The sequence below is a fragment of the Pseudoalteromonas phenolica genome (assembly GCF_005876835.1).
In the GTDB taxonomy this organism is placed as follows: Bacteria; Pseudomonadota; Gammaproteobacteria; order Enterobacterales; family Alteromonadaceae; genus Pseudoalteromonas; species Pseudoalteromonas phenolica_B.
In genome coordinates, this window is sequence record NZ_PPSW01000024.1 from 14,682 (window position 1) to 37,114 (window position 22,433).

Here is a 22,433-nt window from a genome sequence, read left to right on the forward strand (position 1 = left end):
TTAAGCTTTTCAACTACCAAGCAATTACAGGGAAGGTGCCTAAGAGAATAAAATCCAAAACAAACTTGCATTGTTGAAAAAAACTCGTACAATTCCCCAGCTTCCCAAATTGGGAAGCAAATCTTATTAATGAAAACAGTCAACTAATTGAGGACGGTATGGTAACTATTCGTTTGCAACGTGGCGGCGCTAAAAAGCGTCCATTCTATCAAATCGTGGTTGCGGATAGCCGTTTCTCACGTGACGGTCGTTTCATCGAGAAAGTAGGTTTCTTTAACCCAATCGCTGCGGGTCAAGAAGAGAAATTACGTTTAGATTTATCACGTGTTGAACACTGGGTAGGTCAAGGCGCATCTCTTTCAGATCGCGTAGCTAAGTTAGTTAAAGACGCTCGTAAAGCGGCTTAATAGGCGTAAGTGTAACCATGAGTCAAGAAAACACCTCGATTATTGTAGTAGGTAAGCTTGGTGCCCCTTATGGTATTAAGGGCTGGCTTAAGGTGCATTCATTTACTGATGATCCCCAAGGGATCTTCGAATTCAGCCCATGGTTGATAGGGCAACAAGGTAAATGGCAATCTCTTGAAGTGAGTGACTGGCGTCGCCACAACAAGGGCTTTATCGCCAAGTTTGCGCAAGTAAACGACCGAGATGAAGCAATGGCTTTGACCAATGTGGAAATTTCAGTTGATTCGGCGCAACTTCCTGAACTCCCTGAAGGTGAGTTCTATTGGCGAGATCTTATCGGCATGTCTGTTGTAACTGATAAAGGTTATAACTTAGGCACAGTCGATGACTTGATGGAGACTGGTTCAAACGACGTTTTAGTTGTGAAAGCAAATAAAAAAGATGCGTTTGGCCAATCAGAACGATTAATTCCGTTTTTAACTGATTCAGTTATCAAGGGTGTTAATCATGAAGAAAAAGTAATTACTGTAGACTGGGATCCAGGCTTTTAAATGAGCCAGCAAAAACCATTATGGGTCGGTGTTATTTCACTGTTTCCCGAAATGTTTGATGCGATTACCCAGCAAGGCGTAACGGGACGCGCTGTTAAAAACGGTTTAATCGAGTTTAACAGTTGGAATCCTCGTGACTATGCAACTGATAAGCATAGAACCGTAGATGACAGACCTTATGGTGGCGGTCCGGGCATGTTGATGATGGTTAATCCATTAAAACAAGCCATTCTTGATGCCAAAGCGGCAGCAGGAGAAAACGCTAAGGTAATTTATATGTCCCCTCAAGGGCGAAAACTAGATCAGCAAGGTGCAGCTGAATTAGCAGCATCAGAAAAGTTGATATTAGTTGCGGGTCGTTATGAAGGTATTGATGAGCGGATCATTGAGTCTTATGTAGACGAAGAATGGTCCATCGGCGATTTTATTCTCAGTGGTGGTGAACTACCAGCCATGACACTAATCGACGCAGTTGCGCGTTTGGTGCCAGGTGTTTTAGGTCACAACCAATCAGCTGAGCAAGACTCCTTTTCGGATGGCTTGTTAGATTGTCCTCATTATACACGGCCAGAAACATTGGATGGCAAGCAGGTGCCTGCTGTATTACTCAGCGGAAACCATAAAGAGATAGCCAAATGGCGGCTTAAGCAGTCATTAGGCAGAACTTGGCTTAGACGTCCTGACTTGTTGCGTAACCTAGCTCTGACTGAGGAGCAAGCCATGTTACTTGCTGAATTTCAGCGAGAACATGAACAAGCTTGTGGCTAGAAGACAGTTACACCTAGGAATGTGAGAAATAAAATGGCAAAAGTAAACCAAAATATTATTAAAGAGCTTGAAGCTGAACAGCTTAAGCAAGACGTACCTGCGTTCGGCGCTGGTGATACAGTTGTTGTACAGGTACGCGTTAAAGAAGGTAACAAAGAGCGTCTACAGGCCTTTGAAGGTGTTGTTATCGCTAAGCGTAACCGTGGTCTACACTCAGCTTTCACAGTTCGTAAAATCTCGAGCGGTGAAGGTGTTGAGCGTGTATTCCAAACGCACAGCCCACTAGTAGATAGCATCACAGTTAAGCGTCGCGGTGCAGTTCGTCGCGCTAAGCTTTACTACCTACGTGAGCGTTCAGGTAAATCAGCACGTATTAAAGAAAAACTTAACTAATACGCGCGTTTTACTACGCTTTAAAAACAGGCCACTCTTTGAGTGGCCTGTTTTGGTTTATATACCCAAAAAAACCATATCGCACTTTGTGATGTCATAGTCTAAATTTAATTCATCCCTTCACTTTTATCTGTCATACCATCCTGTTAGACTAGTTGTAATTATTTATTTACTGGTGTTTATAAAAGTTTACAGTTATGACGGGTGAGCAAACATTAGCACAACTTCGAGCCGGCATTGATGAATGCGACAGTCAGCTCGTACAACTTCTTGCTAAACGCAACGCATTAACATCTCAAATCGGTGCTATCAAACAAGAGATAGGTGCACCTTTACACGCCCCTGACAGAGAAAGCCTTTTGATCGAAGCGAGAAGACAGCAGGCTGAAGAGCACAACGTAAACCCAGATCTAGTTGAAGATATGCTTAGGCGCATGATGCGTGAAGCATACGAAAATCAGCAAAGTAAGTTAGCCTGTAAAGCGCCTGAGTTATCTCCTGTCGTGATTGTCGGTGGTGAAGGGGCGATGGGCCAGTTATTCGCTAAGCAGCTTACTCGCTCAGGGTATGAGATTCGTATTTTGGACCGAGCGCAACAAGCCGATGCCGAAACAATATTAACTGGGGCTAAATTGGTGCTTGTGAGTGTGCCAATCAATGCCTTAGAAGAAGTGGTTTCGTCATTGCCAGCTTTACCTGATGACTGTGTCTTAGTTGATATTACCTCCGTTAAGCAAGCACCTTTGAAGGTTCTTATGGATAAGCATACTGGTCCTGTTGTTGGTCTTCACCCAATGTTTGGCCCTGATATTTCTCATTGGGTAAAGCAAACTGTTGTGGTCTGTGAAGGGCGAATGCCAGAAGCATGTTCAGATCTACTAGAGCAGTTAAAAGTATGGGGTTGCCAGCTAGTCGAAATGGATGCGAAAAAGCATGACCAAGCCATGCAGATTATTCAGGTGATGCGTCACTTAACCACGTTCGTCTATGGCCAGTTTTTGGCGAAGCAATGCCATACATTAGAAGAACTTCGAAGCTGTTCTTCACCTATCTATCAGCTTGAGTTAATGATGGTTGGCAGGCTATTTGCTCAGTCTCCTGAGTTATATTCAGACATTATGTTAGCGCAATTTAATGATGTAGAAGGGTTATTAGCGAGTTACCAAGAAACCTTTGAATTGACACTGGATAAACTGAAAGCGGGTGACAAAGCGGCATTGATTGATTCGTTCTCAGAGGCAAAACATTATTTCTCGGGCTGTGCAGAGCAGTTCTTAAAGCAAAGTCGTGGTTTGCTTAATAAAGCGAATGATGCAAAGGTGTTAGATATATAGCGCTTAGATGATAGTTCCTTTATAACGATTAAGATATAAAAAAGGCACTTCAAAAAAGTGCCTTTTTCAGTTAACTTAATCGTTTAATTTTAAACTTCAACGGCTTGCATAGACTCGCTTTGATAGCATCCTAAAATACGCACAAATTGAGTATGATCTTTAAGCTCTTCTAAGGCATTTTGCACATGCTTTTCTGCCGTATTGGCAAGTAAGTCAACATAGAACACTTCTTCCCAAGGGTTGCCAGGCACAGGGCGTGATTCTAACTTCACCATATTGATGTTATGGGCTTTGAAAACCATTAGTGCATCGGCCAATGAACCAACTTGCTGCTTGGTTGCCATAATCAGGCTTGTTTTGGTTGGGATCTGAGTTGATACTTGCAATGCTTTACGCGCCACAACAATGAAGCGACTGTGGTTTTCTGTTTGATTGGCAAGTCCTGTTTTGATTACTTCTAGGCCGACATTTTTACCGGCTTGTGCGGAGCCAATGGCAGCGCCATTTGGTGTTTCTGATGCTTGCTTTAAGGCACTTGATGTCGAATCACATGTTTCATGCAATACATTATCTAGTCCTTGAATGAAGCGGCTGCATTGCGCAAATGGCTGAGGGTGAGCAAAGATTTTTTGAATGTCGCTGAGTTCAGTACCTGGTGCTGCCAATAAGCAATGTTCAACTGAGTGAGTTACTTCACCGACTATGGTGACTTGCGCGTGTTGAAGTAAGTCGAATACTTCGTTGATACTGCCTGAACTGGTGTTTTCAATTGGCAGCAGACCATAGTCAGCTTGGCCTTTCTCAACATGTTGAGTGATTTGTTCAAAGCTCTGGCAGCCCATTTCAACTAACTTACCAGGGCGGCGGCTGAAGTATTTATGACAAGCAAGTTGGCTATAAGAGCCTTGCCCGCCCAGATAAGCAACACGATGCGTGTCACTCAATGAATCGGGGTTCAGGCTCTTTTGTAATAACGCCTGTTGATTTAAAACTGAATCTTCTAAGATAGTTTGAAAAACACTGTTTACATAAAACGCATCAAGACCGAGCGATTTACCATAGTTAATCAGTTTTTCTAGCAAAGCTTGTTCGCGCTCTTCGTCACGAACCGGTTTATTGTTCGCAATTTTATATTCCAAAACGCTATGGCTAATGCGACGGCGTTTTGCTAATAACACCATTAAGTCTGAATCGATTTCATTTATATCTTTGCGTAAAGCATTTAAAGTATTTTCTGTCATAGGTCCTCACTCCCAGCGGCAAAAAAAAACCTCCCAGTTGGGAGGCTTATCTATTCGTAATCACGCGCAAACAGGTAAGCCTCTTCATCTAAAAAAGAAGCTAAAAAAGAAATAAGTTTTGCGAGTAATAGAATTTGTCATTGTTTAATTAAGAATTACTTAATAGATTGAATACATTATTAACACAGGGGGTAAGTGCATACAAGCACTACCTTAGTCTTTACTGGTAATTTTTTCTCATTTGTTGCGAGATTGTAGGCCCCTAACTTGGCGAAAAGGAAAACATTCTGATATATTGGGGAAACGATATCGATATAAAAATAACAATTTTAATAAGGGTTTAGCAGTGGTCAATCGTCGACCCCCTTCAAGGTTTGGTTTTAATTCTTTAAGCGTCAAACTATCGATTTTAATTTCGGCGGTGTGTTTGGTTGCGGGAATTTTTGCTGCTGCTTTCATGTTAAAGTCAGAAGAAAAGCAGCTTGTATTTGAAGAATATGCAGATCTAAAGCGCTTTAGTACCCAAGTCATAAATCAATTCTCTAACTATCTTGAATTAAAAAAGAGTCTGTCTGAACAAACTGGTGCTGTTGTAACTAAACATCTTTTTTATGATGAACAGACCATTCAAAATCATTCACCATCTCCAATACAATTTAGAGACGGTGCTTATCGAAGCACAGCGTCAAATGGTTTAACGGCTGCCTATTTTACCGGAGAGTCTTTAGATGAAGCGCATAAGCAGTTTTTTGCTCGCTCAGAAGCACTATGGGATATTATTGCGCCGCCGTTATTACAAGACTTTTTTAACTTTTACATGGTGACGAACAATCAGTTTGTCAGAATATCTCCACCTAATACGCTATTGAACGCGGCCCCTAAAAAAGGCTTGTTCGATGGCCAAACTATTGCTCAACTTAAACAAGAGCTAAACCCGACACGAGAAGCGGTTTGGTCAAAAGTGCACTACGACGATGTATGGAGCAAATGGGTCATCAGTATTCTTGTGCCTCTGTACTTTGAAGAAGAATATCAAGGTTTCGTAGGGACAGATATTAGTATGGTAGACCTACTTAAGCACCTGCCAGTGCCAACTTCGAATCAGGGATACTTAATTTTTGATGGTCAGGGCAATATTCTTGCTGCGCCAAATCTACAAAAAATCTTTAATACGGGCTCTGCTATTAGTCGCAATGAATTAACGCCAGAACTTGCAAAGGTTGTTGATGATACATTGAAGTTAAAATTGCCAGATAGACAGTCAATCTTTGACTTAAAAGGTGAAACACATCTCATCAATGTTACTCAACTCACAGAGTTAGGTTGGTATGTTGGTATTTACAAAAAGCGTGATTCGGCGCTTGCTGCACTAGAAGAGCTAAAAGTTAAATTCTTTGGTTTATTTGTTTTATATGCGATGTTCGTTGCTCTCTTACTGCATCAAGTGCTTTATAAACTGGTGCTACAGCGTATAAATAATACGGTCAGTGCAGTAAAAGACTTTGGTCGAGGCCAATGGGATATGCCCGCAATGCCTAACAATAATGATGAAATTGGCCTCCTAAATGCCACTTTCAATGATATGGGTAAAGAAATTAAAACCTTAGTAACGGGTTTAAACAATAAAATTACTGAAAAAGAAATAGCGCAAAAAGCGGCTGATAGATTATCTAAAGCAGTTGAGTTCTCGGGTACTGCGGTGGTGATCACCAATGAGCATTTTCAAATCGAATACGTAAACCCCAAAATGCAAGAAATGACTGGCTACAATGAAGCACATTATGCCCGACAGCCTTTATTGAGCATTATTTCCAAAGAGATGTCGATACTAATTGAAGATATAGACCTTGATTTGCGAAGTCGAAATTATTGGCGTGGTGATACCATACTCCAAGGAGTGACAAATGAACCGATTTGGGTGAGCTTGAGCATTTCTCCTATTCGTGATGAAAGCGGTCACATTTCAAGCTATGTGGCGTCAGCTCAAGATATCTCGTTTGTTAAAGAGAGTCAGCGTAAGATGGAGGAGTTGGCTTACTTTGATACCCTAACAGGCCTCGCCAACCGCACCTTCTTTAGAATGCAGTTGAAAAAGTCGATGGCATTGGCTGAACGCGGTCATTACGCATTTGCGTTATTCTACTTTGACTTAGATGAATTTAAACGTATTAACGATACTTTGGGTCATGACGCAGGCGATCGCTTACTGGTGGAAGTAGCCGACCGACTTAAAACCCGTCTAAGAGCTGAAGATACGATAGCACGATTAGGTGGTGATGAATTTGCCGTACTGTTAAGTGGCATTGAGAAACGAGATAATGCGATGGATGTGGCTCAGATGATCCAACGCACACTGAATGTGCCGATTAAACTTGGCAATAATGAAGTGATTGTCAGTGCCAGTATTGGTATTACGCTTGCGCCTTTTGACAGTAAAGAAGAAGAGCAATTACTTAAACACGCTGACTTAGCTATGTATGAGGCAAAGGCGAAAGGGCGAAACACGTTCCATTTCTATTCTCAAGAGTTAGATGAAGCAGCAAACGAGCGCTTGTATATAGAAAATGAACTGCGCTCGGCTATTCGCGAAAATCAATTCACTTTGCATTACCAACCACAAGTTGATTACCGTAGTAATGAGGTGGTTGGGTATGAAGCCCTAATTCGTTGGGAGCATCCAGAGCAAGGACCTATCCCACCAAGTAAATTTATTCCAATAGCTGAAGCTACGGGTTTAATCGTTGAGCTGGGAGAGTGGGTACTCGAGGCAGCATGTCGCTTCTCGGTGAAGTTACAGCAGCAAGGCAAAGTTGGTAACATGTCAATCAATCTGTCAGCGAGACAATTTAAAGACAGCAATATGAAACGCGTGTTGTCTGATGTGCTAGCTCGTACAAATATGCCACCTAAATTACTTCACCTTGAGCTGACTGAGAGTATGCTTATGGGAGATGTAGAAGCAGCAATTTCTCAGTTACACCAAATTAAGGCCTTAGGTGTTTCTTTATCTATTGATGACTTTGGTACGGGCTATTCGTCTTTAAGTTATTTAAAACGCTTCCCAGTTGATATTCTTAAAGTAGATCGCTCATTTGTGAAAGATATTCCTGAAGACCCAAATGATATGGAAATTACTGCTGCTATTATCGCGATGGCCCAAAAGCTTAATCTTGAGGTTGTTGCTGAAGGAGTTGAAACGAAAGAGCAAGTAGATTTCTTAGCGAATAATAACTGTTATGTAGTACAAGGTTACTACTACAGCCCACCTATCCCTGAAGAAGCTGTTGAAGTCTTTAAAGTACAATAACAAAAGGGGGTTATTAGCCCCCCGCAATTTTGACCTTGAACTTCATCGCTTCTAGTATTTGTTTAAGCTTGTCTCGGTCATCTCCCTGTATTTCAATGACGCCTTCTTTTACTGCACCGCCTTGACCCATTTTACTTTTTAGTGTTTTAGCGAGTTTCTTTAAATCATGCTCAGACGGGTCAATACCAACAACCAGCATCACGCCTTTCCCTTTACGGCCTTTAGTTTGCCTTTCAATGCGGACTGCCCCATCTTTAAATAGACGGACTTCAGGTTCATTGTTTTCGCTCTCAGGTTTAATTCGGCCAAATTCAGTTGAATAAACAAGATTATTTTCAGACATTTTTCAGTGCTCTTTTGTTTCCATCCCTGAATAATAGCAGTTTCGTAGAGTGCATTGAACATATCTTGATAATGGTATGATTTTTATACATTTAAATAAATTTTGATAATAAGCTCGATATTTTTTGGCGATTATTTCTAAACAAGTTATATTTAAGAACAACGGATGAATAACAAATTCGAACCATATTAGGAGGTTATAATGAGTTTGAGCAAGAGCGCTTCTGCCGATGGCAAAACGTTGACGATACAGATAAAAGGAAAGTTTGATTTCAATTTGGTTCAGTCTTTCCGTCAAGCGTATGCTGAGGTAGATGGGCAAACGGATAAGGTGATTATCGATTTGCGAGAGACTGATTATATGGATAGTTCTGCCCTTGGTATGCTTTTAAATATGAAGAAAACGTTGGGTGAATCTGTGTCGAGTATTACAATTAGTAACTGTCGTCCTCAACTAAAGAAAATATTGCAAATCTCGCGTTTTGATAAAAAGTTTGATATTGACTGATTTAGATTAGACCCTACATTGCGTATTTTAGTCGTTGATGACCAACCCTTAAATTGCACTTTGCTTAAAGCCATGCTCGAGCAACAAAATTATCTGGTCGAGCTTGCAAGCAACGGGCAACAAGCGCTTGAAAAGTTAAACGAGCACTCTATTGATATCGTTTTGCTTGATGTCATGATGCCTGTAATGGATGGTTTTGAAACGGCACCACTCATTAAGCAGAAAGCTGGGGATGTTTACTTACCGATTATCTTTATTACTGCGCTTGAAGATCACCAAAGTTTTGAAAAGTGTCTTGAGGTGGGTGGTGATGACTTTATCCACAAACCCTTCGATAAAATCATTCTCTCAGCCAAAATTAAAGCGCATGCAAGAACTCGTCGTTTAAGCCAAGAAGCTAATAGGCAGAAGAAAGAACTCGAATACCATTATAATCAAACTGAGCGTGAGCATGAAATTGTGGAGCACATCTTTAGCAATGCGCTCTCGCAACAGAAAAGCTTTCCAAACATTTGTGACTTCCACCTATCCCCTGCGTCTATGTTTAATGGCGATATGTTCTTAATGGCACAGAGTCCGCTCGGTGGTTTCTATTGTCTGCTGGGGGATTTTACTGGTCATGGTTTAGCTGCTGCAGTAGGGGCTTTGCCAGCCTCTCGTATTTTCTATGCGATGGTGGCTAAAGGCATGGCTGTGAGTGACATCGCTTATGAATTAAATAATGCACTGGCAGAGTTATTACCTGGTCATATGTTCTGTGCTGCAGCAATCATAGAGTTAAGTGAGTCTGGTCGAAGTGTATCTGCTTGGCTTGGTGGCATACCTGATATTTATTTAATAGATAAAAGCGGTGCGGTAATTAAAACCCTTGAGTCACAGCATATGGCATTGGGTATTCTAGAAGCTGATGAGTTCGAGAGGAATATTGTTCATTTTGAGGTTAATGACGCTCACCGTCTTGTTATGGCAACAGATGGCATTGTCGAGACAGAAAGTAAACAAGGTGAAATGTTTGGTGAAGAGCGTTTAAAAGCGACGCTGGCAAGTAAATCAAATATCGGTACCGAAGATATTATTGCTCAAGTACATCAGTTCTCTGGTCACAGTGAGCAACAAGATGACTTGAGTATCGCAATTATAAATTGTGTTGCGAATCCGCTGATTATTAATTCGGAGGTGAGCTACTCTCAGCTGCCATTTGACTTTCACGTTGTGCTAAACGCAGAACAAATGAAACGAAATGATCCCATTTTAGAATTAGTAAATATGTTAAGTACGGTAGAAGGGGTTGATAATCACCGTTCAAATATTTTTCTTCTGCTTTCTGAAGCTTATAACAATGCATTAGATCATGGGGTGCTGGGGTTAGATTCAGACATCAAAAATCAAGAAGATGGATTTTTTATTTTCTATCAAATGCGTGAAGAAGCATTGGCAAAGTTGCAAGCAGCTCGGATCGAAATAAGTGCAAATTACGAACCTCAGCATCAACACATTAGATTTACCATTACTGACTCCGGCACTGGCTTTCATGTTAAAGAAGATAGCACAGCTTCTTTGTGTCAAGAGCATGGTAGAGGTGTTGGCTTACTAAACGAAATAGCTCATTCGGTGTCTTATAATGAAACTGGCAACTGTGTTGAGCTTATATACTCATTAAATAACAACCCTTATATTTCTTGATTGAGTATTTAGGCGATTACTGAATAGTTTAATTTAAGTGTATAAAACTTTAGCTTAGAAAAAGTCATATCTCAAAGTCAAATAACCCCTACCATAGCTAATATCGACCAAAAAATTTTTAACCGAAATTAAATCTTACTTCCGCAGGTCTTTAATGTTTCTTACTGAATTGGCTTTGTACCTTTGCAAAGCTAATTTTGTGTGTTAAGTTTCGGGTATCTGGATGTTTGGATGGCTAAAATGATTTCTTCTTATCTTTCACTGTCGGGCGTAACTACATCGCCTTCACTTGTAGAACAAGTGCTAGCAGAATTAGATACATTTCTAAATTCTGAACAAGGCACTGCGGATGCGGTTTGGTCTTATTTGATCCCTGAATTAGGGGAAGGCGGAAGCTGTAGCTTATTTGGCCAACTACAAGATGCACCTTTTGAGTTAGAAAGCTACATCAACAATAACCAAGAAAATAAAGTGTTATTGGCAAAGCTGAATGCGATTGTGCAATTCGTTGTTGATAAAACACAGGTCGACTGGTTTGGTATATATGCAAATACCTTAACCCCTGAAGGTGAGCAGTTACTTAAATTGGCTTATCACGGTGCACCAAGCCGTCCTTTATTCCCGCTTACAGAAGACTTTGCAAAGATAAGTAATAACGTACAAGTTGCCTTGTCTTCTAAAGGGCGAGTTGTGAATGATGTCGCTGAATATGTAGCACAAGGTGGTGAGTATTATACCTGTGATCCTAAAGTACAGTCTGAAGCATGTTTACCTATGTTTGATAACATTTCAGGTTGCACAGGGATCATCGATGCCGAGGCGTTCTCAACTGGCATTTTTGATGAACAGGTGTTGGCAGTTTTAGTTGCCGCCTGTATTAGAATTCCTCAGTATTTACCGCGTTCGTAGCACTCGAGTTCTTAAAATTTTATGTTACTATTAACGCAGTTTTAATATCAATTGCATTGAATTTATGTTCATTTCTTGCGACTGAAAAATGGTCAAAGAATGAGAAAGAAATGACGTGATATAGTTATTCTATATGAGAAGTTTCTGACGAAATTATTGGACCATTTAGCTCGCTAGAATGAACACTTAGTTGATAAAATTGATATCACCCGGGTTATGCCTTGTAAATACTCTGCGCGTTTATAAGGCACACTGACAAATAACTAAATTAAGAGATGACCTATGTTCTCAGAATTAAAACCGTTACCAACTGATCCAATTTTGGGTCTTATGGCTGCTTACAAACAAGATACTAACCCTAATAAAATCGATCTTGGCGTTGGTGTTTACAAAGATGAGCAAGGTAATACCCCTGTACTAAGAGCTGTAAAGAAAGCTGAAGCTTTTCGTTTAGAAAACGAAACCACTAAGTCTTACATTGGTCTTGCTGGTAATTTAGATTTTTGTCAGAAAATGGAAACCCTGTTATTAGGTGAGCACAGTACATTACTTGCAAACCGTGTTCGCACTGCACAAGCGCCAGGTGGTACAGGTGCACTACGTGTTGCTGCTGAATTCATCAAGCGTTGTAACACAGATGCGACAGTATGGGTAACAACACCAACTTGGGCTAACCACATTAGCTTATTTGAAGCTGCGGGCCTAACAGTTAAAGAATACCCATATTATGACTACGAAAATAAAGGCTTGTTGTTCGATGAAATGATCGACACGCTTAAACAAGTACCTAAAGGCGACGTGGTTCTTTTACATGCTTGTTGTCACAACCCAAGTGGTATGGATTTAAACGAGGAGCAGTGGAAAATAGTTGCTGAACTTGCAAAAGAAGTGGGCTTCACACCGTTAATCGATATTGCTTACCAAGGTTTTGGTGCAAGCCTTGACGAAGATGCAAAAGGCTTGCGTTTACTAGCAGATGCAGTTGATGAGCTGATTATTTGTTCTTCATGTTCTAAGAATTTTGGTCTTTACCGTGAGCGTATCGGTGCATGTTCAATCATTGCTAAAGACAGCGCAAATGCTGATATTTCTAACTCGGTATTATTAAGTGTTGTTCGTAGTATTTACTCAATGCCACCAGCACATGGTGCAGATATCGTAAATACGATTTTAGGTAGTACAGAACTAACACAAGAGTGGCATGATGAGCTTGATGAAATGCGTAACCGTATCAATGGTCTACGTACATTAATCAAAGATAGCCTAGCAGCTCAAGGTGTAGCGCAAGACTTCTCTTTCATTGATAAGCAAAATGGTATGTTCTCTTTCTTAGGTATTAATAAAGATCAAATCGAGCGCCTACAAAAAGAATACGCGATTTATATTGTAGGTTCTAGCCGAGTAAATGTTGCAGGTGTGAGCCAAGAAAATATTGAGTACTTCTCGAAAGCAGTTGCTGAAGTACTAAAATAATTAAGCATTACGCTTAAGTAAATGCCACTTTTGATAAGTGGCATTTTTGTTTCTAGATTGTGCTTTCATTTGCTCTGAAGTGGATAGCGAATCTCTCGCAAATTGCTTGTTTTAGTGCAGTTTGTTATAAGTAAGTAGAAGATGTTCCCAGCATTTTCTGGTCGTACGGTTTATGTAACCGTTACAATCCGCCCAATGTCAGTCTGTAAGGTATGTTTATGCGTCATGAAATTTGGCAGCAGCTTCGCCAAGAAGCAACAGAGTTAGTAAGTAGAGAGCCTCTTTTGGCAAGTCATGTTTACTCGAGTGTGTTAAATCACGAGTGTTTAGGCTCTGCGTTAAGTTTTATTGTTGCAAATAAGCTTGCGGATGCGGTGGTATCGGCTTTTACAATTCGTGAATTGTTTGACCAAGCCTTCGTTGACTGCGACAGAATGTTGACCCATGTTGCTCATGACATAAAAGCAGTTAAAGATCGTGACCCAGCTGCCGATAGTTATTTAACTGTTATTTTGAACTTGAAGGGTTTTCATGCAATCCAAGCACACAGACTTGCACATTGCCTCTGGCGTCAGAACCGCAAAGAGCTCGCACGTTTCATCCAAAGCCGTACCTCTGAAGTTTTTGGCGTTGACATCCATCCTGCTTGTAAAGTCGGTCATGGCATTATGTTTGACCACGCTACTGGTATCGTAATTGGTGAAACCGCGGTAATCGAGGACAATGTTTCAATCTTACAATCTGTAACACTCGGTGGTACAGGTAATGAACAAGGCGATCGTCACCCAAAAATCAGAGCGGGTGTATTGATCGGGGCTGGTGCAAAAGTATTAGGTAACATCGAAGTCGGAGAAGGCGCACGCATAGGTGCAGGTTCTGTAGTGTTAAACCCGGTGGCGCCACATACAACAGTCGTGGGTATTCCAGCAAAAGTGGTTGGTAAGCCGAATTGTCCTTGTCCTGCAGAATCGATGGATCAAAACTTCTTAGAAGATGAAGTGTCTTTAGAAAACGAATCGTATACCAGCGCTATGCTATAAACAGCATATAAATGGAAATTAAGGCTGCTACTGTGCAGCCTTTATTGTTTCTAGAGTGTGTTTCACTGTGGTGTGAATTTCACCATCATGGACTTGAGTGACAAGTGTTTCTCCCGCTTTTACTTGTTCAATCGATTTAACTACATGTTCGCCTTTCTTGGTGATGGAATAGCCTCTCGCTAATACTCCCAACGGGCTAATGCTTTCAAGTCTTGCCGCTAGCATGGCTAATTGTTGCTTCGCAGACTGTTGGTTTTTATTTTGTGCATTTAATAATCTTTGCTCTAACTGCTGTAGCGCATCTTTTGATTGAGAAAGTCGACGTTCAGGGTGTTGATGTTGAAACCTTTGTTGCAGCAAACTCAGTTGGTTATTTTTTTGATTGAGCTGAGCATGCACGCCACGTTGCAATCGCATTGAAAGTTCGTCTAAACGCTGAGCTTGTTGCTGCAGTTGGCTATTTGGATGCTGTAGCTTGAGCCGTTGTAGTAGCGCATTGTTAGTTTGCTTCGCTTCTTTGATTTTACTCAGCATTAAATGACTTAAGCGTGCGTACTTTTCAATAATATGCTTTTTAATCGCATGCTGATCAGGGCTGACTAGTTCAGCGGCTGCTGATGGAGTAGGGGCTCTTAAATCAGCAACATAATCCGAAATGGTGGTATCTATTTCATGACCCACAGCACTAATAATAGGTAAACGACTGGCAAATATCTCGCGGGCTAGATGCTCTTCGTTAAAGCACCATAAATCTTCTAATGAGCCGCCGCCACGGCCCACAATCAGTACGTCGACTTCATTTCGGATATTTGCCAAACGAATTTTCTCTGCAATTTGCAGGTGAGCATCGCTGCCTTGAACTTGAGTCGGATAAACGATAACTTCAAGTTGTGGAGCTCGACGCTTCATTACTGTCAAGATGTCTTTAATTGCAGCGCCAGTGGCAGAGGTAACCACACCTACTTTTCTTATTTGTGTTGGGAGAGGTTGTTTATGTGCACTGCTAAATAGCCCCTCTGCAGCAAGTTGTAACTTGAGCGCTTCAAATTGTTGTTTCAGTTGGCCTTCACCAGCAGGTTCCATATGTTCAACAATCAGTTGATATTCACCGCGGGGTTCATACACTGAGACGCGTGCTGTGACAACCACTTGGGCACCATTATTAGGCTTATATTTGCTGTAGCGGTTGTTTCCTCGCCACATGGCAGCCTTAATTTGTGCTTTGTCATCTTTTAAAGAGAAATACCAATGGCCAGATGCCGGTGCAACAAAGTTGGAGATTTCCCCGGTTAACCTTAAAGAAGCAAAACCTTGCTCTAAAATGCCGCGAATTTCTTTATTTAGCTTTGAAACTGAATAAACTTTGTGTTTTGGAGCTGAAGAAACTGAGAATGTCATCATTGGCCTCTGAAAAAATTACCGCGAAACTTTAGCATATTTTTTGAAAAAAAGATTTACTCACTACTACAACGCTGATAAAATTCGCACGCAATTCCTATTACTCAATTCCACGTGAGAGATACCGCAAACATGCTAAGAATTGCAAAAGAAGCCCTAACTTTCGATGATGTGCTACTCGTACCAGCACACTCTACCGTATTACCTCATACCGCTGATTTAAAAACGCGTTTAACGCGTGGTATTGATTTAAACCTACCTCTTGTTTCTGCTTCAATGGATACTGTAACTGAAGCGCGTCTTGCTATTGCACTAGCACAAGAAGGCGGCATTGGTTTTGTGCACAAGAACATGACAATTGAAGAGCAAGCGAGAAATGTTCGTAAGGTTAAAGCTTACGAAGCGGGTATTGTGTCTTTCCCTGTCACTGTGACAGCTGACCTGACAATTGAAGGTGCACTTGAGCTTGCACATGAGAAAGGTTTCTCAGGTTTCCCTGTCGTTGATGAGAATAATAAACTAGAAGGCATCGTAACTAGCCGCGACTTACGTTTTGAAACGCAACTAGATAAGCCTGTTTCTTCAGTAATGACGAAAAAAGCCGATCTTGTGACGGTAAAAGAAGGTGCTGCACGTGAAGAGATCTTAGGTCTGATGCACGAGCACCGCATTGAAAAAATCTTAGTGGTTGATGATGCGTTTGCATTAAAAGGCATGATCACAGTTAAGGATTACCAAAAAGCACAAGAAAAGCCGAATGCATGTAAAGACGAGCAAGGTCGTTTACGTGTAGGTGCTGCTGTTGGGGTTGGTGCTGGCACTGATGAGCGTATCGCAGCGCTTGTTGAAGCAGGTGTTGACGTGTTACTTATCGATACTTCACACGGTCACTCTCAAGGCGTAATTGACCGTGTTAAAGCCACACGTGAAACATACCCAGATTTACAAATCGTTGCAGGTAACGTTGCTACAGCTGAAGGCGCGATTGCGCTAGCTGATGCCGGTGCTGATGCAGTTAAAGTTGGTATTGGTCCTGGTTCAATTTGTACTACTCGTATCGTAACAGGCTGTGGTGTACCGCAAATTACTGCTATCTCTGATGCTGTTGAAGGCTTAAAAGGTCGTGACGTTCCTGTGATTGCTGATGGTGGTATCCGTTTCTCTGGTGATATCGTAAAAGCACTTGTGGCTGGTGCATCATGTGTAATGGTTGGCTCTATGCTTGCTGGTACTGAAGAGTCTCCAGGTGAAGTTGAGCTTTACCAAGGCCGTTACTACAAGTCTTACCGTGGTATGGGTAGCTTGGGTGCGATGAACCAAAAAGAAGGTTCGTCAGATCGTTATTTCCAAAAATCAAATGAAGCAGACAAATTGGTACCAGAAGGTATCGAAGGTCGTGTTGCATATAAAGGCCCTATCGCAACGATTATTCACCAACAAGTGGGTGGTATCCGAAGTGCAATGGGCTTAACTGGCTGTGCAACGATTGCTGAGCTAAATACAAAACCTCAATTCGTTAAAGTTACGTCTGCAGGTATGGGTGAGTCACACGTTCACGACGTACAGATCACCAAAGAAGCGCCTAACTACCGTATGGGTTAATGCGCAGCGCATTTTAAAAATTGGGCTAGCTTAGGCTAGCCCTTCTTAATTTTAGGTAAAGTTCGTTTTTGTGCTTTACTAAACTTATCGTTTTCTAACCAACGAGATTATCAATGAGCAAAGACATCCACGATTCCCGCATTTTGATCTTAGATTTCGGTTCTCAGTACACGCAGCTTATCGCGCGCCGTGTTCGTGAAATCGGTGTTTACTGTGAGCTTTGGGCTTGGGACGTAACGGAAGAGCAGATCCGTGAATTCAACCCTCAAGGTATTATTTTATCTGGTGGCCCAGAGTCAACGACTGAAGAAAACAGCCCACGTGCACCTGAGTTTGTATTTAATGCTGGCGTGCCAGTATTAGGTGTATGTTACGGTATGCAGACTATGGCGATGCAGTTAGGCGGCCTAGTTGAAAGCTCAGACAAGAAAGAGTTCGGTTACGCACGTGTTGAAAAACTAGGTAACTGTAAACTATTTGAAGACATTCAAGATCACATCGAGAATGGTTCAGACTTCCTAGACGTGTGGATGAGCCACGGCGACAAAGTAATTGAAATTCCAGAGACATTTGTAACATCAGCTAAAACTGATACATGCCCTCACGCGGCTATGTCTTGGGAAGAAAAGCGTTTTTACGGTGTTCAATTCCACCCTGAAGTAACACACACACAGCAAGGTCAGCGCCTTTTAGAGCGTTTTGTTATTGACATCTGTGGCTGTGAAAAGCTGTGGACTCCATCGCAAATTATTGAAGATGCCGTTGCTAAGATCAAAGAAAAAGTGGGTGATGACGAAGTTATCCTAGGTCTTTCTGGTGGTGTTGATTCATCAGTAGTAGCCATGCTTATCCACCGTGCGATTGGTAAGAAGCTAACTTGTGTATTCGTTGATAACGGTCTACTTCGTTTAAACGAAGGTCAGCAAGTAATGGAAATGTTTGGTGATAAGTTCGGTCTTAACATCATCAAAGTAGATGCTGAAGAGCAGTTCTTAAATGACCTAGCCGGTCTTTCAGATCCAGAAGATAAGCGTAAAGCAATCGGTCATACGTTCATTGACGTGTTTGATGCTGAGTCTAAAAAGCTGAAAAATGCAAAATGGTTAGCACAAGGTACAATTTACCCAGACGTGATCGAGTCAGCGGCTTCTAAAACGGGTAAAGCGCATGTGATCAAGTCTCACCATAACGTAGGTGGTCTTCCTGACGATATGGAAATGGGTCTAGTTGAGCCGCTTCGTGAGTTATTTAAAGATGAAGTACGTAAGATTGGTCTTGAGTTAGGTTTACCTTACGACATGCTTTACCGTCACCCATTCCCAGGTCCAGGTCTAGGTGTACGTGTACTAGGTGAAATCAAGAAAGAATACTGTGATTTACTTCGCCGTGCAGACGCTATCTTCATTGAAGAACTACATAAAGCAGACATCTACCACAAAGTATCGCAAGCATTCACGGTATTCCTACCGGTTAAATCGGTTGGCGTAATGGGTGATGCACGTAAATACGACTGGGTAGTATCACTTCGTTGTGTAGAAACAATCGACTTTATGACAGCGCGTTGGTCACACCTACCTTATGATTTCTTAGGTCTGGTATCAAACCGCATCATTAACGAGATCGATGGTATCTCACGCGTGGTTTACGATATTTCTGGTAAGCCACCAGCAACCATCGAATGGGAATAATGAGCAAGTAGTTCATTGCTAATTTGATGATTAAAAAGGCGAATAGGTAAAATATTCGCCTTTTTGTTTATTAAAGCCGCAGTTAAACGTTTTTTTGAAATTTTTACTTTACCTTTATAAAAACCTCTCTATAATGCGACGTCATTGCAGGGGCGTAGTTCCAATTGGTAGAACAGCGGTCTCCAAAACCGATGGTTGCGGGTTCGAGTCCTGCCGCCCCTGCCACTTCTTACTTTGCTTTCTCTGCTACAAACCTTTATATTCTCAAAAAAAATTCTTCAAGATTTAACTATGCGCGCATTGCATGCTGATGTTTTAGGTATTACACCACTTAAACTCAATTCACATTTTGCTCCAGAGACATCTGAGTCTGAAATGACTTCGGCTGATCACAGTGATATGCCTTCTGAGCAACATGAGTTACTAACCTTGCCTTATCAATTACATGCTGATTTATTATTGCTACAGCCCGCAGGCTTTGCAGAAATAATAAAGGGCGATAGCGTCAAGCTGCAGAACAACGTTCTTACTCTGCCTTCGGTGAACCTCAGGGTTGAGCACAAACGTGCGTTATGGAAGTTATTACATGACAAGTAAAATAGTTGCTAGCTTGCTTAATGATATGCCGCTTGAAACCATTATGGATATTGAACAGGCATGCCATAGCTTTCCTTGGAGTGCTAAAACCATGCAATCCTGTTTAGGAGGCAGATACTACAATGCAGGTTTATTGTTAGGTGATGAACTCGTTGGCTTTTATGTCGCTGAGCAGGTTGGGCCTGATCACACCTTAATGGATATTTGTGTTGCCCCTAAGTACCAAGGGCGAGGCTATGCAAAACAACTTATGGCGCATTTGCTAGAGCAGGCGCAAACACTTGAAGCCGAAAACTGTTTCTTAGAAGTAAGAGAATCAAATTTAAGTGCAATAGCGGTTTACCAAAAATTTGATTTTTCAGAGGTGGGTGTCCGTAAAAACTATTACCCAGCCAAAGAGGGTAAAGAGCACGCAGTATTAATGGCGAAAAGCTTCTTTTAAAAGCGCTAATGCCATTTAATTCACAGTTTGCTGCTGTTGTGCCAAGGTGTACTTGATGGCTTCACATAGATTCAATTGCGTATACTGCCACTGAGCCTGCTGATTGGTCATTAAGCTATTTTCAAGCTCCTCAGCAGCGCTGTGAATGTTCATAAAGCCAAAGCAGCCGGCACTACCTTTTAAGCTATGAGCAAGCGCTCTGAGCGACTCCCACTCCTGATTATCATAATAGTGTTGCACTTGTTTAAGATAGTCAGGCAGCTTTTCCATGTAATTTTTGTTGATTTGTACAAACTTTTCACTGGCTAATAGAGAATCCCACTTAGATTGACTCGCGGCCTGGATCTGTAGGTGCTCTAAAAGTACTTGGCCAAGTTGCTTCTTATCGATTGGTTTTGCCAAGGTTGCATCACAGCCAGCAGCAAGGTAAGACTCAACATCATGCTTCATGACATTCGCAGTGAGGGCGATGATAGGGCCATCATAGGCCGCATGCCGGAGCATTTCTGTGGCTTCTAGGCCACCCATGACAGGCATTTGCATATCCATCAAAATAAGTTGGTAATCATTAACTAGCGCTTTCTCAACTGCTTCAGCGCCATTATTAGCTATGTCTGGCTTAATTCCCCATGCATCAAGCAGTAGACAGATCAGCTCTTGGTTATCAGGGTTATCTTCGGCCAGAAGAATGTTGGCATCAAACTGGGTTGCTGCAAGCTCTTGTGAGGCATCAGGGATGTGCGCTGACTCCTCCAATTTATTGATAAGTTGATAATCGCCATTCGGGAAGTGCGCTAAAACACGAATGGTAAACTTACTGCCCACACCTTGCTCACTTAATACTTCTACATCACCACCGAGTAGCTGTGCTAAATTCTTAGAAATACATAGGCCCAAACCTGTTCCACCAAAGCGGCGTGTGGTGGTGCTATCAGCCTGCTCGAAGGGTTTAAAGACACGTTTTATTTCACTGTCAGACATGCCGATACCGGTATCTTCAATAATAAACTCGACACTTTGACTCTGGTGAATAAATCGCACGCTTAAACGAATGCCACCGTATTCGGTAAACTTCACGGCGTTGGTGGTAATGTTTAATAATATTTGTTTTAAGCGAGTGATATCGCTGTAAATGGAGCGCGGCAACGGAAATTGGTAGTCCATAGAAAAAGATAGCTGTTTTTCTTGTGCTAGTGGCGCGATGATCGACTCAACATCTTCAAGTAAAGGCTGAAGTTTGAATGGGCGATGCTCTACATCAAGCTTTTCAGCTTCGATTTTTGATAAATCGAGTATGTTATTTATCAGCTCTAACAAGTGCTTTGAGTTTCGCAGTACCGTGCTTAAGTGGTTTCGATTCGCGGTCGCTTGCGGGTTGATAATCAACTGCTCGGTGAAACCCATAATCGCAGTCAGAGGGGTGCGGATCTCATGACTCATATTGGCTAAGAAACGACTTTTTAAATCACTCGCTTGCTCAGCTTCCCTAATAGCAATTTCGAGTTGTTGATTTGTTTGTTCAAGTTCCTCAGTACGAACATCAACCATTTCTTCTAGGTGTAACTTATAGGTTTTAAGTTCAGATTGAGAATCTCTGATCTGTTTTACCATGTGGTTGAAGTCTCTAAATAAAAGTCCAACTTCATCGTTGCTTTGTTCAGGTAAAGAGACTGATAAATTACCATCACCGACCTTATGGCTGGCAGCACCAAGTAATTCAATTGGGTTTAAAAGTAGGTTCCTTACCACTATAAAAATCAAGATAGGGAGAGTTATCACCGACAAAATGACAATCAAAGCAGTGATCAAACTAATTGCTTTACCTGATTGATACAGCAGCGCTTTCGGAATGCTCGATAAATAATAATAACCGCCACTTAATTGCACCGCATAAACCATACGTTCGATGTTATCTACACTCGACAATTTAATTGATTTCAGCGTACTTCGCTCAGCGGTTTCTTGTATTTTTTGAGTTTCTTCGACGTTCAAAGATTGCGCATACAGACTCGGATCTGAGCTGAATAAGATTTCACCCTGCTGAGTGATCAATAAATTTAAGGTATTATTGTATGGAGACTCTAAGATACTTGAGTGAATTACCGAAGGGTCAACTTGAACTATGATGTAACCTTGTTGTTTTGGTCTTTTGAGCTGGTAATCAACACTGAAAATTTGCTGTACAAGATAAATATGTGTGGTGTTGTTTGCAGTCGGCACCATGAATTTCTGCTGCCGCATACTGCTACTTTTTACTTGCTCAAAAAACGGATAACTTTGTGGTGCCTGATTTAAATTATTCGCATAGTATGCTTTTGATTCACCCTCTGGTGAAACTAGGTTAATGCTTAATATGTCAGGGTAGGCATCACTGTAACTTGCAAATACATCCATTAAAGCGCCAAGCCGAGCGGTTTTTTCAAAAGGTGTTTCAAAATCTATTGCGAGAAAATCGCTTAATACAGGAGAAGTTGAGAGTAGTTTGGTGGTTGACTGATAAATCTCAATATAGTTGAACATCTTCTGATGCTGCTGTTCAACAAATCGACTTACAGTGAGCTTTGCTTGTTTTTGTGTTGAACTAGTAACGTTAGTCAAGGTGAAACCACCTAAAAACAGCAAAGGTAAAATCACTAATGGAGTGATGTACCATAATAATTTTATACTTAACTTGCTGGTTTTCATGCGATTTAAATAACGTCCTAAATGTTCTTCTTGTTAGCATAATGGAACAAAGCCCAAGTATCTAA

At 41.4% G+C, this 22,433-nt stretch carries 19 protein-coding genes and 1 tRNA gene; 16 read left to right on the forward strand and 4 right to left on the reverse strand.

Annotated features, from left to right (window positions below; genetic code table 11):
* Positions 1-158 precede the first annotated feature (158 nt).
* The 5 genes from rpsP (at position 159) to tyrA (ending at position 3,453) form a co-directional block, all read left to right on the forward strand.
* A complete protein-coding gene (rpsP, locus tag C1E24_RS14415) occupies positions 159-407 on the forward strand; it encodes a 30S ribosomal protein S16 (protein ID WP_058030695.1) in 249 nt (82 codons plus the stop codon).
* A 17-nt stretch (positions 408-424) separates the two neighbouring features.
* On the forward strand, positions 425-958 hold the full coding sequence (gene rimM, locus C1E24_RS14420) for a ribosome maturation factor RimM (RefSeq protein WP_058030694.1): 534 nt from the start codon (positions 425-427) through the stop codon (positions 956-958).
* Complete coding sequence (gene trmD, locus C1E24_RS14425) at positions 959-1,726, forward strand: tRNA (guanosine(37)-N1)-methyltransferase TrmD (protein WP_138482613.1); 768 nt, start codon at positions 959-961, stop codon at positions 1,724-1,726.
* A 33-nt stretch (positions 1,727-1,759) separates the two neighbouring features.
* Positions 1,760-2,119, forward strand: a complete 360-nt coding sequence (rplS, locus tag C1E24_RS14430; protein WP_058030692.1) for a 50S ribosomal protein L19 — start codon at positions 1,760-1,762, stop codon at positions 2,117-2,119.
* A 197-nt stretch (positions 2,120-2,316) separates the two neighbouring features.
* Positions 2,317-3,453, forward strand: a complete 1,137-nt coding sequence (gene tyrA / locus C1E24_RS14435; RefSeq protein WP_138482615.1) for a bifunctional chorismate mutase/prephenate dehydrogenase — start codon at positions 2,317-2,319, stop codon at positions 3,451-3,453.
* An 89-nt stretch (positions 3,454-3,542) separates the two neighbouring features.
* Here the strand turns inward: tyrA and C1E24_RS14440 are convergent, their stop codons facing one another.
* Positions 3,543-4,694, reverse strand: coding sequence for a chorismate mutase (locus C1E24_RS14440; protein ID WP_138482617.1), 1,152 nt, complete (start codon positions 4,692-4,694; stop codon positions 3,543-3,545).
* A gap of 346 nt (positions 4,695-5,040) precedes the next feature.
* On the opposite strand from C1E24_RS14440, the gene C1E24_RS14445 reads away from it, so the two are divergent.
* Positions 5,041-8,001: an EAL domain-containing protein gene (locus C1E24_RS14445; RefSeq protein WP_138482619.1), complete on the forward strand. Its 2,961-nt coding sequence runs from the start codon at positions 5,041-5,043 to the stop codon at positions 7,999-8,001.
* A 13-nt stretch (positions 8,002-8,014) separates the two neighbouring features.
* Here the strand turns inward: C1E24_RS14445 and yciH are convergent, their stop codons facing one another.
* A complete protein-coding gene (gene yciH, locus C1E24_RS14450) occupies positions 8,015-8,344 on the reverse strand; it encodes a stress response translation initiation inhibitor YciH (protein WP_138482621.1) in 330 nt (109 codons plus the stop codon).
* A 201-nt stretch (positions 8,345-8,545) separates the two neighbouring features.
* Here yciH and C1E24_RS14455 point away from each other — a divergent pair, with 201 nt between their 5' ends.
* The 5 genes from C1E24_RS14455 to cysE all read left to right on the forward strand — a co-directional run bounded on the left by C1E24_RS14455 (position 8,546) and on the right by cysE (position 13,956).
* A complete protein-coding gene (locus tag C1E24_RS14455; protein WP_058030687.1) occupies positions 8,546-8,851 on the forward strand; it encodes an STAS domain-containing protein in 306 nt (101 codons plus the stop codon).
* 18 nt (positions 8,852-8,869) lie between these two features.
* Positions 8,870-10,534 carry an ATP-binding SpoIIE family protein phosphatase gene (locus tag C1E24_RS14460; RefSeq protein ID WP_138482623.1) on the forward strand — a complete coding sequence of 555 codons (1,665 nt, stop codon included), beginning with the start codon at positions 8,870-8,872 and terminating at the stop codon, positions 10,532-10,534.
* A gap of 240 nt (positions 10,535-10,774) precedes the next feature.
* Positions 10,775-11,443, forward strand: a complete 669-nt coding sequence (locus tag C1E24_RS14465; protein WP_171040909.1) for a GAF domain-containing protein — start codon at positions 10,775-10,777, stop codon at positions 11,441-11,443.
* 282 nt (positions 11,444-11,725) lie between these two features.
* Positions 11,726-12,916, forward strand: a complete 1,191-nt coding sequence (locus C1E24_RS14470; protein ID WP_138482627.1) for an amino acid aminotransferase — start codon at positions 11,726-11,728, stop codon at positions 12,914-12,916.
* Positions 12,917-13,134: 218 nt separating this feature from the next.
* A complete protein-coding gene (gene cysE, locus C1E24_RS14475; RefSeq protein WP_138482628.1) occupies positions 13,135-13,956 on the forward strand; it encodes a serine O-acetyltransferase in 822 nt (273 codons plus the stop codon).
* Between the two features lie 27 nt (positions 13,957-13,983).
* Here the strand turns inward: cysE and xseA are convergent, their stop codons facing one another.
* Positions 13,984-15,354, reverse strand: coding sequence for an exodeoxyribonuclease VII large subunit (xseA, locus tag C1E24_RS14480; RefSeq protein ID WP_138482768.1), 1,371 nt, complete (start codon positions 15,352-15,354; stop codon positions 13,984-13,986).
* Positions 15,355-15,486: 132 nt separating this feature from the next.
* On the opposite strand from xseA, the gene guaB reads away from it, so the two are divergent.
* The 5 genes from guaB to rimI all read left to right on the forward strand — a co-directional run bounded on the left by guaB (position 15,487) and on the right by rimI (position 19,683).
* A complete protein-coding gene (guaB, locus tag C1E24_RS14485) occupies positions 15,487-16,956 on the forward strand; it encodes an IMP dehydrogenase (RefSeq protein ID WP_138482630.1) in 1,470 nt (489 codons plus the stop codon).
* A 113-nt stretch (positions 16,957-17,069) separates the two neighbouring features.
* Complete coding sequence (gene guaA / locus C1E24_RS14490) at positions 17,070-18,644, forward strand: glutamine-hydrolyzing GMP synthase (RefSeq protein WP_138482632.1); 1,575 nt, start codon at positions 17,070-17,072, stop codon at positions 18,642-18,644.
* 148 nt (positions 18,645-18,792) lie between these two features.
* Positions 18,793-18,869, forward strand: a tRNA-Trp gene (locus tag C1E24_RS14495).
* A 66-nt stretch (positions 18,870-18,935) separates the two neighbouring features.
* On the forward strand, positions 18,936-19,241 hold the full coding sequence (locus C1E24_RS14500; RefSeq protein ID WP_138482633.1) for a hypothetical protein: 306 nt from the start codon (positions 18,936-18,938) through the stop codon (positions 19,239-19,241).
* Complete coding sequence (rimI, locus tag C1E24_RS14505; RefSeq protein WP_138482634.1) at positions 19,231-19,683, forward strand: ribosomal protein S18-alanine N-acetyltransferase; 453 nt, start codon at positions 19,231-19,233, stop codon at positions 19,681-19,683. Before C1E24_RS14500 ends, rimI begins: the two co-directional genes overlap by 11 nt.
* Positions 19,684-19,698: 15 nt before the next feature.
* Here rimI and C1E24_RS14510 read toward each other — a convergent pair whose 3' ends face one another.
* A complete protein-coding gene (locus C1E24_RS14510) occupies positions 19,699-22,368 on the reverse strand; it encodes a hybrid sensor histidine kinase/response regulator (RefSeq protein ID WP_138482635.1) in 2,670 nt (889 codons plus the stop codon).
* Positions 22,369-22,433 lie beyond the last annotated feature (65 nt).

Coding starts and splice junctions, on each gene's coding strand:
- rpsP (WP_058030695.1), top strand. CDS start 159: ATGGTAACTATTCGTTTGCAACGTGGCGGCGCTAAAAAGCGTCCATTC.
- rimM (WP_058030694.1), top strand. CDS start 425: ATGAGTCAAGAAAACACCTCGATTATTGTAGTAGGTAAGCTTGGTGCC.
- trmD (WP_138482613.1), top strand. CDS start 959: ATGAGCCAGCAAAAACCATTATGGGTCGGTGTTATTTCACTGTTTCCC.
- rplS (WP_058030692.1), top strand. CDS start 1,760: ATGGCAAAAGTAAACCAAAATATTATTAAAGAGCTTGAAGCTGAACAG.
- tyrA (WP_138482615.1), top strand. CDS start 2,317: ATGACGGGTGAGCAAACATTAGCACAACTTCGAGCCGGCATTGATGAA.
- C1E24_RS14440 (WP_138482617.1), bottom strand. CDS start 4,694: ATGACAGAAAATACTTTAAATGCTTTACGCAAAGATATAAATGAAATC.
- yciH (WP_138482621.1), bottom strand. CDS start 8,344: ATGTCTGAAAATAATCTTGTTTATTCAACTGAATTTGGCCGAATTAAA.
- C1E24_RS14455 (WP_058030687.1), top strand. CDS start 8,546: ATGAGTTTGAGCAAGAGCGCTTCTGCCGATGGCAAAACGTTGACGATA.
- C1E24_RS14465 (WP_171040909.1), top strand. CDS start 10,775: ATGATTTCTTCTTATCTTTCACTGTCGGGCGTAACTACATCGCCTTCA.
- C1E24_RS14470 (WP_138482627.1), top strand. CDS start 11,726: ATGTTCTCAGAATTAAAACCGTTACCAACTGATCCAATTTTGGGTCTT.
- cysE (WP_138482628.1), top strand. CDS start 13,135: ATGCGTCATGAAATTTGGCAGCAGCTTCGCCAAGAAGCAACAGAGTTA.
- xseA (WP_138482768.1), bottom strand. CDS start 15,354: ATGACATTCTCAGTTTCTTCAGCTCCAAAACACAAAGTTTATTCAGTT.
- guaB (WP_138482630.1), top strand. CDS start 15,487: ATGCTAAGAATTGCAAAAGAAGCCCTAACTTTCGATGATGTGCTACTC.
- guaA (WP_138482632.1), top strand. CDS start 17,070: ATGAGCAAAGACATCCACGATTCCCGCATTTTGATCTTAGATTTCGGT.
- C1E24_RS14500 (WP_138482633.1), top strand. CDS start 18,936: ATGCGCGCATTGCATGCTGATGTTTTAGGTATTACACCACTTAAACTC.
- rimI (WP_138482634.1), top strand. CDS start 19,231: ATGACAAGTAAAATAGTTGCTAGCTTGCTTAATGATATGCCGCTTGAA.
- C1E24_RS14510 (WP_138482635.1), bottom strand. CDS start 22,368: ATGAAAACCAGCAAGTTAAGTATAAAATTATTATGGTACATCACTCCA.